Raw genomic sequence first — 14,336 nt, forward strand, 5'->3', positions numbered from 1 at the left:
ACAATTAATGTTTACACAGGAGTTGCTCCAGTTCGGTTAACGATGTCACGGTCCAGGTCGGGTTGATTCCCTCGGGCAACGCGCGACCGTTAGCATTCAGCCAGCAGGTGGAAAGCCCGGCGTTAATGCCGCCCAGGATATCCGATTCAGCGGTATCTCCAACCATCAATACCCGTGAGCGGTCCGGGTTTTGTGCCTGTTCCAGCGCGTAATCGAAAATACGCGGATCGGGCTTAGCCACGCCGACCTGCTCAGAAATCACCAGCAAATCAAAGTAGTCGCGAAAACCGGTGCGTTCCAGGCGCGTCTGCTGTAACGCGGTAAAGCCATTGGTGATAATGCCAAGCTTTACCTTTCCTTTTAACGCCGACAAGAGCGACACCGCCCCTGGTAGAGGGGCGCAAATTTCTGCCATCGCATTGAGAAACGCATTATTCAGATCGCCAGGCGCAACGCGCAGGCGCTCCGCCCATCCCTGAAAGCGCTGATGCTGTAATTGTAGTGCGGTGATGGCGCCGTTCTGATATTCCACCCACAACGGTTTATTAATGGCCTGATAATCTTTAAAATCCTCGGCAGTAAATGTCACGCTGTAGTCCAGAAACATTCGCTGCAGGCCACCAAACGAATCGAAGGTAAACAGCGTTTCGTCGGCGTCAAAAAAGATCCAGTCCCATTTCATTACATCACCTTTCATTTATTAAATTGGCAGCGCCATGATGATGGCGTCTTCGCGTCCTTGCGCTGTGGGGTAATAGTTGCGGCGAATCGTCGCTTCATTAAATCCCAGGCTCTCATATAAAGCGATGGCCGCGGTATTTGAGGCCCGCACTTCCAGCCACAGCGTCAATACGCCACGTTTTTCCAGTTCGCCGATCAGATGCTCAAGCAGTTGACGCCCCAGCCCCTGACGTTGCCAGGCGGGATCGACGGCAATATTAAAGAGGGTGGCTTCATCCAGCACCACCTGTGTAATGGCGAAGGCCGCCATTACGTCATCCACCAGTAAACGGTAATTAAGGTAGCGCTCGCCCTGGTTACTGGCGAAGGTCTTCTCACTCCAGGGAAACGCGTGCGCCCGGGTTTCGATCTGGTACGCGCGGGCTAAATCAGTCGTTGTGAGGGAAGAAATCGTGTTCATAATTGCAAATTTGTCGCCATAGCGCGGCGCGTGCCGCAGGGTTGCCCCTTAGTTCATCAAGGCCAGGCGTCGTAACCTGCGCCCCCTTGAGCGCGATGGGTGATTCAATGCCCAGCCGCCAGCTGTTGCAGGTACTGCCCGGCGGTAACATCTCTACCCGGTCAGGGGTGAGCTGTAAAACCTGATCCGGACTGACGGCAAGCGCACGCAGCACATCGCCAACGAACGGCTCAGTGAGTGCGGGAAGATCAGGAGCCACCATCACTAACCGGATGTGCGCGGGTAGGGAAATTGCGATTTCCCCTTGCAGCGTCGCCGGACGGCGCAGGGACCACTGGGTGATACCCAGTTGCTGTAATTGCCAGTCGCGTCGGGAACTCATAGAGAAACACTCCTGTCTGTCAGGCGCGCAAATATAGCAAACTCGTCGAATTTTCGCCATCCAGTCGATCAGAAGCATTGAGGGATGAAGACGCTGCCAACAAAGAGGCAGCATGGAGGATAACGTGGCCCTACACTAAATCATTCATGATGCGTCGAGGCGGCAAGGATGAGTATCCCCGGGAGCTTACACCAGTAAGTGACCGGGTACGAAGACGCTGCCAACAAAGAGGCAGTATGAAGGATAACGTGTATAATCCCCGCCTAAGTTTAATGAGGAACAACCATTCATGTCTGCTTTAACTCCGGCAAGTGAAGTCTTGCTGCGCCACAGTGACGATTTCGAACAGAGCCGCATTCTTTTTGCCGGTGATTTACAGGATGACCTGCCTGCGAGGCTGGAGTCGGTTGAGAGCCGCGCCTGGACACAACAGTACCATCAGTGGCAGACACTCAGCCGCCAGATGGGCGACATGGCCGTTTTCGGGCTGACCCTTGACAAGGCTGCCGCTGGCGAGAGTGATACACTGATTTACTTCTGGCCGAAAAATAAGCCGGAAGCACAGTTTCAGTTGATGAATCTGCTGTCGCTGCTGCCGGTTGGTACGGATATTTTTGTGGTGGGTGAAAACCGCAGCGGCGTTCGTAGCGCTGAACAAATGCTGGCTGAGTTTGCACCGCTGAATAAAGTCGACAGTGCGCGTCGTTGCGGGCTTTATCATGGACGTCTGGAAAAACAGCCGACGTTTGATGCTCAGTCATTCTGGGATGAATACCAGCTGGATGGGCTGTCTATTAAAACATTACCGGGCGTCTTTAGCCGCGACGGCCTGGATGTGGGTAGCCAGTTATTGCTCTCCACGCTGACCCCGCATACGAAGGGCAAGGTACTGGATGTGGGCTGCGGTGCGGGTGTACTGGCAGCCGTGCTGGCCAGCCACTCGCCGAAAGTACGTCTCACCCTGTGCGATGTCTCGGCGTCGGCAATTGAAGCCAGCCGCGCAACCCTTGCGGCGAACGGCTTTGAAGGCGACGTTTTTGCCAGCAATGTCTTCTCTGAGGTGACGGGCCGTTTCGATATGATCATCTCAAACCCGCCGTTCCATGATGGCCTGCAAACCAGCCTGGAAGCCGCGCAAACGCTGATTCGCGGCGCAGTACGTCATCTGAACAGTGGCGGCGAATTGCGTATCGTCGCCAACGCCTTCCTGCCCTATCCGGCAGTGCTGGACGAGACCTTTGGCTTCCACGAAGTGATCGCACAAACGGGACGTTTTAAAGTCTACCGCACCGTGATGACCCGTCAGGCGAAACGCTGATATTTCCAGCCCGGTAGCATTTCGTTATCGGGCAATTCCGCAGCAAATTCCAGGTGTTGGTTTTTAAAGCAGTTATAAAATCGGCATGCAATTAACTATTGACGAAACCTGGAAAACATCTAGAATGCGCCTCCGTGGTAACGATACTTATTGGGTATCGATGGTATGCGAAGGTGGCGGAATCGGTAGACGCGCTAGCTTCAGGTGTTAGTGTCCTTTGGATGTGGGGGTTCGAGTCCCCCCCCTCGCACCATAATCCACGTTGATATTGCTCTCACCGGGCGAAGGTGGCGGAATTGGTAGACGCGCTAGCTTCAGGTGTTAGTGTCCTTTGGATGTGGGGGTTCGAGTCCCCCCCCTCGCACCAACGAGGCGATATCAAAACAATAAGATAGATGTGCGAAGGTGGCGGAATTGGTAGACGCGCTAGCTTCAGGTGTTAGTGTCCTTAGGATGTGGGGGTTCGAGTCCCCCCCCTCGCACCAAATATCTTATAACTTCCCTGCGTGACCTCTGTGTTACATCAGCCACTTTAAATTCAGCATTACCAGCATTATCCCCCCGACAAGCGCAATCCTTGACGGCAGTAAAACAAAATGACGTAATCTTTTGTGATAAAGCATTGCGGGCGTTAGCAACAAACCAATGACAATCACCGAGCGCCAGGCTCCTGCGGAAAGACCCGCAAAGGCCATTATCGCGACGATAAACCCGGCCAGCAAGATTGCCCATCCACTACCCAGAGCGCGTTGCAGCATGCTTTAGACTCTCACAACGATAATGATAACCAATATCATATGATATGTTTTCTCATTTGTCAGCATAGCCAGCGAATCGGTATGAACTTTACGCATCTTCTGGTGACAGGGATTGCCGAAGGTGATAAATTAAGCACCACTTAATTAAATCTTAAAAATTGCTTTTTTTCGCGGTAACCTTTCTTCGCGTTATTTTTCACTTTGGCAACCAGTTCAATTTTATATTGCAGATTAATAACGACTTTTTTAAATATGACACCACACTCCTGGCAATCCCTTTGTAACAAGAAATATCGCTTATCTGTGCGACTCTTTTTGTTACTTAATACCATTTCGGCCATTTTTTCGATCGCACTGCCACTTTATAATCTGCGTGCGTTTACGTTGCCCATATGCCTGATCCTGGCGTCAAGCCTGGCTGGCTTGCTCTGGCACTGGAAATTTCCAAAAAAGAAAATAAATATTACGCTGATCTCATTTTTATTTGGCTGTATGTGGGCGTGGCATATCATTATTAAATCTCTGGAATCAGGAGATAATGATTCAACCTACCTCCTTATCGCCCTATTAAGTGTTTTATTTATTGGTTCGCTTGCTTTCTCTAATAATATCATTGCATTTATGTTGCACTCTTTGCCTTCCTTCATGGGGTGCTTCTGGTTAAGCAGCGGTGAAATAACACTGCGGATTATCTATGCTTTTGCACTCCCCATGATCGGGATTGCTATTCAGCATGTGATTCAAAAGCGCAACGATAACTTCTCGCAGGCTCTGATGTATCGTCTGATGCAGGAGCGTAAGACGCTGAATGATTTGAGTATGCTCGATCCGCTCACCGGGCTCTACAACCGACGTGGCCTGCAAAACAAGCTCGACAATCTCCTGGCGCTCGATGACGGTACCCGCTTTGTGCTACTGCTGGATATCGACCACTTCAAAGCTTATAACGATCACTACGGTCATATGATGGGTGACCAGGCGTTAATTCGTGTTTCTGCTGCCATTCGTAATGCAGTGCGCTCCAGAGATATTGTCGCCCGCTTCGGTGGTGAAGAGTTTCTGATCTTATTAAACAGTGTCGACCTGGAACGCGCTCGCGTTGCGGCGGAGCGGATTCGTCAGCACGTTTACGATCTGAAAATTCCCCATATGTTTAATGAGAGTGTAGCGACTAACGTCACTGTGAGTATTGGCATTGCGCCGCTGGAAGATGGCGACATCGAGGACGCACTCGATAAAGCAGATAAAGCCTTGTACGAAGCGAAACATCAGGGACGGAACAGTATTCTCGTCAGCAGTGACTTGCAGGTCGCCTGATTCGGCCTGTCCAGGCTGGCTTTACGATAAACATCTTGCTATAGGTATAGCCTCTCGCTAGGATTAGAAATCATTATCATTTAGATTTCTATCTTTCTGACACTATGGCTTATCGTTGCGTACCCGTTAATGAATTCGTGATCCGCCAGGCGAGGCTTTTTACTGAGAGCGACACTCTGGCGAATGAAGTGCGCGATATCCTTGCCCGCCTGCGCCCTCATCTTCTCGATTTCATTAAGCTGAACGAACTTCCGCCACAACAGGCGCTAACCCTTACGCAATGGGCGCGACCGGATCGTTTACAGTCACTACGGACAACTTACGCAAATCATATCTACCTAAAGCAGCCGACACTGCCGCGTGAAGGCAAACCGCTGCTGTCATTATGGGCTCAGTGGTACCTCGGCCTGATGGTGCCCCCCCTGCTGGTGGCCTTATTAACGCAAAAAATTGCCCTGGACCTTTCCCCGGAACATCTGCATGTCGAGTTTCATGAAACCGGCCGCGCCGCCTGCTTCTGGATGGATATAGAGCAGGATGAGGCTCTGACGGCGCAGGGTGATATCCCTCGTATTGAGGCATTAATCGTTCGGGCGATGGCCCCCGTCGTAGCGGCACTGGAAGCTACCGGCGAGATCAACGGTAAGCTTATCTGGAGCAATACGGGGTATCTGATTAACTGGTGCCTGGGCGAAATGAAGCCTTTGCTGGGTGATGAGCGGGTCACCACGCTGCGCCAGTTCTGCTTCTTCGAAAAACAGCTTTCGAACGGTAACGACAACCCCTTATGGCGGACTGTCGTTCCCCGTGATGGCGTGCTGGTCAGGCGTACCTGTTGCCAGCGATATCGCTTGCCAGATGTTCAGCAATGCGGAGACTGCACTCTAAAATAATCTCCACAAAAACGGCAACCTGAGGTTGCCGTTTTGCCTTCACCTATGCCACTTGCTGGCTTTCTTCAGCGCGTTGCGCCTCTTCCGCTTCCTGTTCCAGTAACTGTTTCTCATACACTTTAAAGAACGGGTAGTAAATGATGGCGGAAATGACCGCGAGTATCACGACAAGAATGGCGGCACGGAAATCCCAGCCGAGCGCCCACGCCCCGCCAATAGGTGCAGGAGCGGTCCACGGAACAACAGAAATCACGCGCCCAATCAGATCCATTTTCATCGCCGCCCAGGCAATAATGGCGTTAACTAACGGCGCCAGAAGGAATGGAATAAAGAACACCGGGTTCATAACGATCGGCGTACCGAAAATAACCGGCTCATTAATATTGAACATACTGGGGACGATACTCAAACGGCCGATGGAGCGTAAATGCACCGAGCGACTGCGCAGATAACAGAACACCAGACCCATGGTCGCACCCGACCCCCCAATAACGATAAAGAATGTCCAGAAGGCCTCCATAAAGATGTGCGGCAATGGCGCACCCTGCGCAAGCGCCGTCTGGTTCAGCCCCAGGTTAGTCAGCCAGAACATTTGCAACATGCCAGACACAATTGCCGCCCCATGAATCCCGGCAAACCACAATAAATGTCCGATCAACACCGCCAGTAAAATAGCAGGCAGAGAATCCGCAGCCGAGACCAGCGGCTTGAAGAGCGCCATAATGGCTTGCGGAATCAACACATTGAAATGTGTCTGTATGAGGAGACTCAATGGATAAAGTGTCAATACAACCACCAACACCGGAATCAGCAGATCAAATGAGTTTTTGATCATCGGCGGCACCTGGTCCGGCAAGCGGATACCGATATTGTGCGCCTTGAGGAAACGCATCATCTCCACACAGTACACGGCGACCAGAATCGCAGTAAAAATACCGGTACCCCCCAGGCTATCTACCGGTAATGTGCCATTGGTTTTGGGAGCCGCAACCAGTAAAAAGGCCATCAGGGACAGCATGGCACACATAAAGGGATCGAGCTGATGTGACTTCACATAATGCTTGCCCAGGTTATAGGCGATGGCCGCGCAGATATAAATGGACATAATGCCCATCGTCATGTCGAACGGCGTCAAAATGCGGCCTTCATACTGCTTTGCCAGATCGAGCCACGCACGGGCGAAGCCCCACGTCGTGTCCGGCGAAAACGGTGGGTAAGCGAAGACCAGCAGGAAAGAACCGACTATCATAAACGGCATGGCCGAGATGAAACCATCACGGATGGCCATGACGTGACGCTGGGAAGAAATCCGCCCGGCTATTGGGCTGACGTAGTTTTCGATGAAGCGAAAAATCACGTTAAACACTGCATGATTGGCAGACATAGCGGCTCTCCTGTCAGTCTATATAATTCAGCGCAACAGCGAATGTTCTGCCGTGCAGCAATCCATTTTTAGGGTTTAAGACCATACTGGCTAACGAACCAGCATTACAGCGAAGCAGGATACGTTTCATAGACGGCTCTTATTGATTATCGGGACAGAGGAAGTGACAAAATCAGTATTAACCCCGATGAAAAACACTGCAACCGGTTACTGTAACCGGTTTCTGCGATTGTGAAGGTGATCGTGAAACGCGTGTTAACGGGATTGTTTTGACAAGATATTTACAGGGATCACAGGGTTGTGACAGATTATTGAAGGTTATGTTCAGGAGAAGAAAATGAGTTTGCAGTCCGTCAGGCAATTTTTTGCCGAACACGCCCCCGATATTGACATCATCGAGCTCAACCAAAGTACCGCAACCGTCGCGCTGGCTGCTGCCGCCCATCATGTTGAACCCGGTCAGATAGCCAAAACGTTATCCCTCAAAATTAAGAACGACGTGGTGCTGGTTGTCGCAAAAGGCGATGCCCGTCTGGACAATAAGAAGCTGAAATCTACCTTCGGCGCGAAAGCAAGAATGCTTAGCAGTGATGAAGTGGTAACCCTTACCGGTCATCCGGTTGGCGGTGTCTGCCCGTTCGGGCTGGAAAACCCGTTGGCGGTGTATTGTGATGTTTCATTAAAAAACTATGAGGAAGTCCTTCCGGCTGCGGGATCAATTCATAGCGCCGTGCGCATTTCCCCGGAGCGTATGGCACAGTTAACGGATGCAAAATGGATTGATGTTTGTGAGTAACAGAGACCGTGCCAGGCCGATAACCTGGCACTTAACAAGCTGACTACGCTGCGGACTGCGGCCCTTTCAATGCCGCAGCCGCAGGAACCCAGGTTAAAATATCTGCCGCATTTAACAGTCCCACATCGGAATTTACCCCTAACTTAGCCATGGCGTTAAATTTATGCGCCCGGATAGTCTTGATGTTGCGCTCCAGATGTACGGCGATCTCCGGCATCGACAGGCCTCGCGTCATGCATTGCAAAATGGCGCGTTCAGTCGGACTCAATGTGCGATTCTGGCTGACATACCAGTGATTGACCACATTCTCATTGACACGGCGGGTCTCCCCCAACAGGGTACAAATGTGTCCAAGTAAAATGGGCAACGAAGCTGATTTACTTAAAACGCCATGCAATCGTGACGGAGAAAGGCGACTGACAAGGCGTGCTTCACGGTCATCATCCGCCAGTACAATCCGCTGGATGCCTGGGTTTGTCAGCGACAACGCATGTAAGCAAAGCAGACATTCCCGACGGAGTTCTCGCATACTCGATAGCGAATAAATGACTGAAAAAAAGAACGTCTTTTTCTGTGCTTCGGCAAATGCTTTATGACTGTTAAAAAAATGAAAGTGATATGATTTCATGACTGGCGATGCGAATAAATGGCGCAGGCCAGCCTCACTCATCATGCATCTCTCGATGATGGCAACATGTTTTTTCCCGGCACTGATTTCCATTCTGATTGCTCTCCATACGCCGACACAAGATTCAGTTCTTTAGCCCCCTGCGCGCTATTAATCCATGCGTACATTTCCGCGTTGCTTCGTAATGACAGCCGACGCATTGCACTGTTTTTTTGCGCGCTAATCGTTTTATTGCTTTTTTTAAGCAACATCGCAATTTGATTAATACCCCACCCTTTACCCAACAGATGGAATACCTTTCGTTCAGAAAGCGTTAATGACTCCAGCTTATTACCTGAGTCATCTGTATCAAAAAAATCTGCTGATAATAAAGTCTGACTTATTCTTTCTGCGCTTTCATCACCAGCGCGAATAGCTTTTATGACACCGTCCACCGGTTCTCTGTCTGAAAGTAAGGTGCTACAAGGACGCATCAGTAATTCAACAGCCATGGGATAAATCGTACGTGAAACAAAGAATATCCAATGGATATCAGAGTATTGAGAAAGAAGGGAGTAGTATTGTTCACAGGCATTGCGCATTTGACGCTGTTCACCAGAAAGATCGGCGATGACCAGTGAGGCGCGGCGTAACTGTAATAATGTTATCTCTTCTAAAGCACGGCAAAAGGTTAATTCGTATTCGGGGAAATGTCGCTCCAGAATATCTCCCAGGCCAACAGTCATGACAGGAATTTTGCTGACAACAATTCCATATTTACAGCTTCTCGATAACATATAACCTCCGCATCCATTCGCGAGCCTTATAAAATAAGTTATGTGAATATTTACTAATAACGCCAACCACCATGTCAGCGGAAACCACCTATTAATAAATATTAAATGAAAATATAACGAGAGTGTTTGTCAACATTCTGTTGTAACAATTGGTGATTATAAAAACAGCTTTATAGGGTGTCAATATATCTTACGAGCCAATAATGATATCCGGCTTATATAATTTAAAAGAAAAAAGAGAAACAGGATTTAATTAATCATAAAATATATATTTATTGGAAAGAAATACACTAACGAAATGAATCCATTGTTTTACCCCTCATGCCACCCAGGTTTACCTTTCCCTTTCTGTAAATGACGCACAATCCTGCCAGTAAGCAGCAAAAAAGCACCATTTTGTGATTTATTACGCGAATCTTGATCTATCACCACGCCAAATACAGGGCTTCCTGTGCTAAAAATTACCTTTTCGTGCCACGCCTTGTGGACCTTGAGCAACATTACCAGGGCTATCATGCAAGAAGACCAGTCAACACAACGCGCCATTACACGTCTGTGTATCCAGTGCGGCCTTTTATTATTGCAACACGGTGCAGAAAGCGCACTGGTAGAGGAATTATCCACGCGTCTGGGACTGGCGCTGGGCATGGATAGCGTCGAAAGCTCTATCTCATCGAATGCCATTGTACTGACTACCATTAAAGATGGTCAGTGTCTGACGTCGACGCGAAAAAACAGCGATCGCGGCATTAATATGCATGTGGTGACCGAGGTTCAGCACATCGTCATCATGACGGAACACAAGTTGCTGGACGCCAGGGATGTCGAAAAGCGTTTTTCGCAGGTCAAACCGCTTCGTTATCCGCGCTGGCTGGTTACCCTGATGGTTGGCCTGTCCTGTGCCTGCTTTTGTCGGCTTAATAATGGCGGATGGGATGGCGCGTTTATCACGTTCTGCGCCAGCAGTACGGCGATGTATGTCCGACTGATGCTGGCGAACCGTCATATGCACCCGCAGATAAATTTCTGTATCACTGCGTTCGTGGCAACCACTATTTCCGGGCTTATGCTCACACTGCCAGCTTTCCTGCATACCTCCACGGTCGCCATGGCGGCAAGTGTCTTACTGCTGGTCCCCGGCTTCCCGCTGATTAATTCCGTCGCAGATATGTTTAAAGGTCATATCAATACAGGCCTCGCGCGCTGGGCTATCGCCAGCCTCTTAACTCTCGCTACCTGTATTGGTGTTGTGTTGGCTATGACCATGTGGGGGCTACGCGGATGGATGTAATCTGGTTTTTGCTTAATCTGATACAGGACATGGTACTGGCCGCCATTCCGGCCGTGGGTTTTGCAATGGTGTTTAACGTTCCCCATCGCGCTCTGCTCGGCGCGATTGGTCACGGTACCCGCTTTGCCATAATTTCCTGGGGTTTTAATATTGAGTGGTCGACGTTTATCGCCTCCATGCTGGTAGGCAGTATTGGTATTCGCTGGTCGCGCTGGTATCTCGCGCATCCAAAAGTCTTTACGGTTGCCGCAGTGATTCCCATGTTTCCCGGGATATCAGCTTATACGGCGATGATCTCCGCCGTGAAGATCAGCCATCTCGGTTATAACGAAGACCTGATGATTCTTTTGTTGACCAATTTTCTCAAAGCGTCATCGATTGTCGGCGCGCTCTCAATCGGCTTATCCATTCCCGGCCTGTGGATTTACCGAAAACGCCCGCGCGTGTGAAATTTGAGTTATTTCTTTGCCATGGTGATAATCCCCCGAACCGATTGTGACTGACGAGGAGCGGATGTGGAACACCATGGCATTTATTCACCGGACAGTTTTGACGATACCCGAGTGAAGGACAAAATTTTCCTCAGCGCAATTACCCTGTTTGCAGAATATGGGCTCAATGGCGCCCGCATGGAGCAAATCGCTGAAAAAGCCGGCACAACAAAGCGCATGGTGGTGTACCACTATAAAACCAAAGAAAACCTGTACCTGCAGGTTATCGAGTATGTTTATGCGGCCATTCGCGACAACGAAAAATCCCTTGAACTCGCCACACTGCCGCCTGTCGAAGCGCTGGTAAAGTTGGTAGAGAGTAATTTTGATTACCACGCCGACCACCCGGATTTTATTCGCATCATCTGCATGGAGAACATGCAACGCGGCCGTTTCATCCAGCAATCGGCCTGGCTGCGTGAAGTCAATCTCAGCGCCCTGACGCTGCTGGAAGATATTTTGCGTCGTGGCCAGCAAAAACAGCTCTTCAACCAAAACGTCTGCGCGCGCGACCTTCATCGACTGATCAGTAGCTTTAGTTTCCATTACGTTGCCAACAGTTATTCATTCTCGATGCTCTTCGAAGCGGATGAAGATCAACAGCAGCAGCGTCAGCACTATCGACAAATGGCGGTACAAGTTGTGTTGCGTTATATCTGCCCCTAAAAAAATAACTTGCAATTAAATCGTGCACTATCTATATTCAAAAACATGAAAACGAAATCAACTCCGCCCGCGAATGCGCAGCTCGCGTTAGATAACCAGTTTTGTTTTACGTTGTACTCAACAAACCTGGCGCTGCACAAGTTGTATCGGCAGCTTCTGACACCGATGAATCTGACCTACCCACAATATCTGGTCATGCTGGTGTTGTGGGAACAAGATGACGTCACGGTGTCAGAGATTGGTGAACGGTTATTTCTGGATTCGGCAACCCTTACCCCGCTGTTGAAGCGGCTGGAAAGCGCCGGGTTCATTATTCGCCAACGTTCCCGCCAGGATGAACGCCAGGTCGTCATTACCCTGAGCGACGCAGGTCGGGAATTGCAACAAGAGGCAAAAGCGATACCGAATGCGGTCATGTGTTCATTCGATTGTGACCACAAGCTTTTGATGGAGTTAAAGCAACAGCTCGAAGTATTGCGTCAACAATTTCAGCAAGCATAAGCCCGACTGCGGACGGTTTTATGCGACCATATATATAGCGCGCTATTTTATAGCAAACGACAATTATGAAAAGGAACCTGTTATGTCTTTAGAAAAAGTGATTTATACCGCCAAAGCCAAAGCAACTGGTGGCCGTGAAGGTCGCGCAACCTCTTCTGACGGCGTACTGGATGTCAAACTGGGTTTACCGAAAGAGATGGGCGGCGCAGGCGGTGAAGTCACCAACCCGGAGCAACTGTTTGCCGCAGGTTATTCAGCCTGCTTCCTGGGTGCGATGAAGTTCGTCTCTGGTCGCGACAAAATCGCTATTGCAAAAGACGCCTTTATCGAAGCAGAAGTGGGTATCGGTCCGCTACCGACCGGGTTTGGGATTGAGGTTAAACTCAATATCCACCTGGAAGGAATGGACGCCGCAGAGGCGAAGAAACTGGTCGATGCCGCACATATTGTCTGCCCTTATTCTAACGCCACTCGTGGCAACGTCGATGTTACGTTAAACATCATCGCGTAATACTAAGCCGGACGGGCATTAGCCAAAGATCCGGCAGCCAGCACCATTGGGAAAACACACAGCCGGGGCAACCCGGCTTTTTCGTCTCTGCTCCCACCGCCTTCCACTGTGTTACTATGTGTCATTATGTCTGCGAAAATCTTCGCAGAACGTCTTTCTGTTGTTGCCCTGTTTGAGAACGCGCTATGTCTTCCAGAATTCTGACTTCTACAGTTATCGGCATTGATGATTTTATGCGCGATCACGAAAGCGTTCTGGCGCGAACGGAAGGGGGCGCAGTCGCTGTTTTTGCCAATAACAGCCCTGCGTTTTATGCCATTACCCCTGATCGTCTGGCAGAATTGCTGGCGCTGGAATCACGTCTGGCGCGCCCGGCCAGTGATATCGCGCTGGATAATCAGTTCTACGAAGAGCCAGCCGCCGCGCCGGTAAATGTCCCAATGGGGAAATTTGCCATGTATGCCGGCTGGCAGCCCGATGCGGATTTTCAGCGTCTTGCGGCGCTTTGGGGCATCGCCCTTGCCCACCCCGTTGCGCCGGAAGAGCTGGCGGCTTTTATTGCTTACTGGCAAGCAGAAGGGAAAGTGTTCCACCATGTGCAATGGCAGCAAAAACTGGCGCGAAGCATTCAGATAAATCGCGCCAACCAGGGCGGCGCGGCGAAACGCGACATTAACGCGATTTCCCAGCCTGACAGCCAAATTCCACCAGGTTTTAGAGGATAACGATGAAAAACGTCGCTGAACTGATGAAACGTCTGCAACGGATGATGCCTGCCAATACTCAGCCCGCGTTTAAAAACGGCGAGGAACTCATGGCCTGGCAGAAGGAACAGGGCAAGATCCGCGCCGCCGCGATTGCCCGCGAAAATCGGGCGATGAAAATGCAACGCACCTTTAACCGTTCAGGTATCCGTCCGCTTCACCAGAACTGTTCTTTTGATAATTACAAAGTGGAATGCGAAGGCCAGATGCGCGCACTGAGCCTGGCGCGGCAATATGTGGCCGAATTTGATGGAAACATTGCCAGCTTTATCTTCTCGGGCAAACCGGGCACCGGTAAAAACCACCTCGCAGCCGCGATCTGCAATGAACTGCTACTGCACGGCAAATCCGTGTTGATCATCACGGTCGCTGACATCATGTCCGCCATGAAAGAGACATTTGGTAACCGCGAGAGCAGCGAAGAACAGCTGCTGAACGATCTTAGCAGCGTGGATCTGTTGGTTATCGATGAGATCGGCATGCAAACCGAGTCTCGCTACGAAAAAGTGATCATTAATCAGATTGTCGATCGTCGTTCTTCTTCAAAACGCCCGACAGGTATGCTCACCAACAGCAATCTGGAAGAGATGAACAAGCTATTGGGTGAACGCGTCATGGACAGGATGCGCCTGGGCAACAGTTTATGGGTCATCTTTAACTGGGACAGCTACCGTAGCCGCGTTACCGGCAAAGAGTATTGAGAGTTTTCCACTCCTTAA

The 14,336-nt window shown here is 50.2% G+C and carries 18 protein-coding genes and 3 tRNA genes; 14 read left to right on the top strand and 7 right to left on the bottom strand.

Annotation, left to right across the window (positions count from 1 at the left end):
• Positions 1-4: 4 nt before the first annotated feature.
• The 3 genes from yjjG to AAIG39_RS17170 are packed head-to-tail and all read right to left on the bottom strand — an operon-like array spanning position 5 to position 1,523.
• Positions 5-682: a pyrimidine 5'-nucleotidase gene (gene yjjG, locus AAIG39_RS17160; RefSeq protein ID WP_071193585.1), complete on the bottom strand. Its 678-nt coding sequence runs from the start codon at positions 680-682 to the stop codon at positions 5-7.
• 18 nt (positions 683-700) lie between these two features.
• Positions 701-1,141, bottom strand: coding sequence for a ribosomal protein S18-alanine N-acetyltransferase (rimI, locus tag AAIG39_RS17165; protein ID WP_343194340.1), 441 nt, complete (start codon positions 1,139-1,141; stop codon positions 701-703).
• Positions 1,110-1,523 carry a DNA polymerase III subunit psi gene (locus AAIG39_RS17170; protein ID WP_090081376.1) on the bottom strand — a complete coding sequence of 138 codons (414 nt, stop codon included), beginning with the start codon at positions 1,521-1,523 and terminating at the stop codon, positions 1,110-1,112. The genes rimI and AAIG39_RS17170 overlap by 32 nt, the downstream gene beginning before the upstream one ends.
• Positions 1,524-1,812: 289 nt before the next feature.
• Here AAIG39_RS17170 and rsmC point away from each other — a divergent pair, with 289 nt between their 5' ends.
• The 4 genes from rsmC (at position 1,813) to AAIG39_RS17190 (ending at position 3,326) form a co-directional block, all read left to right on the top strand.
• Entirely contained in the window at positions 1,813-2,841 is a 1,029-nt protein-coding gene (gene rsmC, locus AAIG39_RS17175; protein WP_090081373.1) for a 16S rRNA (guanine(1207)-N(2))-methyltransferase RsmC, read from the top strand.
• A gap of 167 nt (positions 2,842-3,008) precedes the next feature.
• A tRNA-Leu gene (locus tag AAIG39_RS17180) sits at positions 3,009-3,094 on the top strand.
• Between the two features lie 28 nt (positions 3,095-3,122).
• A tRNA-Leu gene (locus tag AAIG39_RS17185) sits at positions 3,123-3,208 on the top strand.
• 32 nt (positions 3,209-3,240) lie between these two features.
• Positions 3,241-3,326 (top strand) — tRNA-Leu (locus tag AAIG39_RS17190).
• A gap of 33 nt (positions 3,327-3,359) precedes the next feature.
• On the opposite strand, the gene AAIG39_RS17195 is transcribed toward AAIG39_RS17190, so the two are convergent.
• Positions 3,360-3,599, bottom strand: a complete 240-nt coding sequence (locus tag AAIG39_RS17195) for a DUF1435 domain-containing protein (protein WP_343194341.1) — start codon at positions 3,597-3,599, stop codon at positions 3,360-3,362.
• Between the two features lie 252 nt (positions 3,600-3,851).
• On the opposite strand from AAIG39_RS17195, the gene AAIG39_RS17200 reads away from it, so the two are divergent.
• Both AAIG39_RS17200 and fhuF read left to right on the top strand, forming a co-directional pair.
• A complete protein-coding gene (locus tag AAIG39_RS17200) occupies positions 3,852-4,916 on the top strand; it encodes a GGDEF domain-containing protein (RefSeq protein ID WP_090081370.1) in 1,065 nt (354 codons plus the stop codon).
• Between the two features lie 104 nt (positions 4,917-5,020).
• On the top strand, positions 5,021-5,809 hold the full coding sequence (gene fhuF / locus AAIG39_RS17205) for a siderophore-iron reductase FhuF (RefSeq protein WP_090081369.1): 789 nt from the start codon (positions 5,021-5,023) through the stop codon (positions 5,807-5,809).
• Positions 5,810-5,852: 43 nt separating this feature from the next.
• Here the strand turns inward: fhuF and AAIG39_RS17210 are convergent, their stop codons facing one another.
• Entirely contained in the window at positions 5,853-7,193 is a 1,341-nt protein-coding gene (locus AAIG39_RS17210; protein ID WP_090081367.1) for a PTS sugar transporter subunit IIC, read from the bottom strand.
• 337 nt (positions 7,194-7,530) lie between these two features.
• On the opposite strand from AAIG39_RS17210, the gene AAIG39_RS17215 reads away from it, so the two are divergent.
• Positions 7,531-7,989 carry a YbaK/EbsC family protein gene (locus tag AAIG39_RS17215; protein ID WP_090081366.1) on the top strand — a complete coding sequence of 153 codons (459 nt, stop codon included), beginning with the start codon at positions 7,531-7,533 and terminating at the stop codon, positions 7,987-7,989.
• Between the two features lie 43 nt (positions 7,990-8,032).
• Here AAIG39_RS17215 and bglJ read toward each other — a convergent pair whose 3' ends face one another.
• The gene (gene bglJ / locus AAIG39_RS17220) at positions 8,033-8,659 is read right to left on the bottom strand and encodes a DNA-binding transcriptional activator BglJ (protein ID WP_090081364.1); all 627 of its coding nucleotides are present in this window, start codon (positions 8,657-8,659) and stop codon (positions 8,033-8,035) included.
• The gene (locus AAIG39_RS17225) at positions 8,659-9,393 is read right to left on the bottom strand and encodes a helix-turn-helix transcriptional regulator (RefSeq protein ID WP_090081363.1); all 735 of its coding nucleotides are present in this window, start codon (positions 9,391-9,393) and stop codon (positions 8,659-8,661) included. The genes bglJ and AAIG39_RS17225 overlap by 1 nt, the downstream gene beginning before the upstream one ends.
• Positions 9,394-9,907: 514 nt before the next feature.
• Between AAIG39_RS17225 and AAIG39_RS17230 the strand changes: the two genes are divergently transcribed.
• The 7 genes from AAIG39_RS17230 to dnaC all read left to right on the top strand — a co-directional run bounded on the left by AAIG39_RS17230 (position 9,908) and on the right by dnaC (position 14,318).
• Entirely contained in the window at positions 9,908-10,684 is a 777-nt protein-coding gene (locus tag AAIG39_RS17230) for a threonine/serine exporter family protein (protein ID WP_090081359.1), read from the top strand.
• Positions 10,675-11,133: a threonine/serine exporter gene (locus tag AAIG39_RS17235; RefSeq protein WP_343194342.1), complete on the top strand. Its 459-nt coding sequence runs from the start codon at positions 10,675-10,677 to the stop codon at positions 11,131-11,133. The genes AAIG39_RS17230 and AAIG39_RS17235 overlap by 10 nt, the downstream gene beginning before the upstream one ends.
• Positions 11,134-11,199: 66 nt before the next feature.
• Complete coding sequence (locus AAIG39_RS17240) at positions 11,200-11,841, top strand: TetR/AcrR family transcriptional regulator (protein ID WP_343194343.1); 642 nt, start codon at positions 11,200-11,202, stop codon at positions 11,839-11,841.
• A 45-nt stretch (positions 11,842-11,886) separates the two neighbouring features.
• Positions 11,887-12,342, top strand: a complete 456-nt coding sequence (locus AAIG39_RS17245) for a MarR family winged helix-turn-helix transcriptional regulator (protein ID WP_343194344.1) — start codon at positions 11,887-11,889, stop codon at positions 12,340-12,342.
• A gap of 82 nt (positions 12,343-12,424) precedes the next feature.
• Positions 12,425-12,853: an organic hydroperoxide resistance protein gene (locus AAIG39_RS17250; protein WP_039078233.1), complete on the top strand. Its 429-nt coding sequence runs from the start codon at positions 12,425-12,427 to the stop codon at positions 12,851-12,853.
• Between the two features lie 185 nt (positions 12,854-13,038).
• Positions 13,039-13,578, top strand: coding sequence for a primosomal protein DnaT (gene dnaT / locus AAIG39_RS17255; protein WP_249572644.1), 540 nt, complete (start codon positions 13,039-13,041; stop codon positions 13,576-13,578).
• Between the two features lie 2 nt (positions 13,579-13,580).
• A complete protein-coding gene (gene dnaC, locus AAIG39_RS17260) occupies positions 13,581-14,318 on the top strand; it encodes a replicative helicase loader DnaC (protein ID WP_343194345.1) in 738 nt (245 codons plus the stop codon).
• The last annotated feature ends 18 nt before the right edge of the window (positions 14,319-14,336 follow it).

It is taken from the genome of Phytobacter palmae (assembly GCF_039409775.1).
Taxonomy (GTDB): domain Bacteria; phylum Pseudomonadota; class Gammaproteobacteria; order Enterobacterales; family Enterobacteriaceae; genus Phytobacter; species Phytobacter palmae.

Coding starts and splice junctions, on each gene's coding strand:
- yjjG (WP_071193585.1), bottom strand. CDS start 682: ATGAAATGGGACTGGATCTTTTTTGACGCCGACGAAACGCTGTTTACC.
- AAIG39_RS17210 (WP_090081367.1), bottom strand. CDS start 7,193: ATGTCTGCCAATCATGCAGTGTTTAACGTGATTTTTCGCTTCATCGAA.
- rimI (WP_343194340.1), bottom strand. CDS start 1,141: ATGAACACGATTTCTTCCCTCACAACGACTGATTTAGCCCGCGCGTAC.
- dnaC (WP_343194345.1), top strand. CDS start 13,581: ATGAAAAACGTCGCTGAACTGATGAAACGTCTGCAACGGATGATGCCT.
- bglJ (WP_090081364.1), bottom strand. CDS start 8,659: ATGAGTGAGGCTGGCCTGCGCCATTTATTCGCATCGCCAGTCATGAAA.
- AAIG39_RS17195 (WP_343194341.1), bottom strand. CDS start 3,599: ATGCTGCAACGCGCTCTGGGTAGTGGATGGGCAATCTTGCTGGCCGGG.
- AAIG39_RS17230 (WP_090081359.1), top strand. CDS start 9,908: ATGCAAGAAGACCAGTCAACACAACGCGCCATTACACGTCTGTGTATC.
- AAIG39_RS17235 (WP_343194342.1), top strand. CDS start 10,675: ATGGATGTAATCTGGTTTTTGCTTAATCTGATACAGGACATGGTACTG.
- rsmC (WP_090081373.1), top strand. CDS start 1,813: ATGTCTGCTTTAACTCCGGCAAGTGAAGTCTTGCTGCGCCACAGTGAC.
- fhuF (WP_090081369.1), top strand. CDS start 5,021: ATGGCTTATCGTTGCGTACCCGTTAATGAATTCGTGATCCGCCAGGCG.
- dnaT (WP_249572644.1), top strand. CDS start 13,039: ATGTCTTCCAGAATTCTGACTTCTACAGTTATCGGCATTGATGATTTT.
- AAIG39_RS17200 (WP_090081370.1), top strand. CDS start 3,852: ATGACACCACACTCCTGGCAATCCCTTTGTAACAAGAAATATCGCTTA.
- AAIG39_RS17225 (WP_090081363.1), bottom strand. CDS start 9,393: ATGTTATCGAGAAGCTGTAAATATGGAATTGTTGTCAGCAAAATTCCT.
- AAIG39_RS17245 (WP_343194344.1), top strand. CDS start 11,887: ATGAAAACGAAATCAACTCCGCCCGCGAATGCGCAGCTCGCGTTAGAT.
- AAIG39_RS17250 (WP_039078233.1), top strand. CDS start 12,425: ATGTCTTTAGAAAAAGTGATTTATACCGCCAAAGCCAAAGCAACTGGT.
- AAIG39_RS17215 (WP_090081366.1), top strand. CDS start 7,531: ATGAGTTTGCAGTCCGTCAGGCAATTTTTTGCCGAACACGCCCCCGAT.
- AAIG39_RS17170 (WP_090081376.1), bottom strand. CDS start 1,523: ATGAGTTCCCGACGCGACTGGCAATTACAGCAACTGGGTATCACCCAG.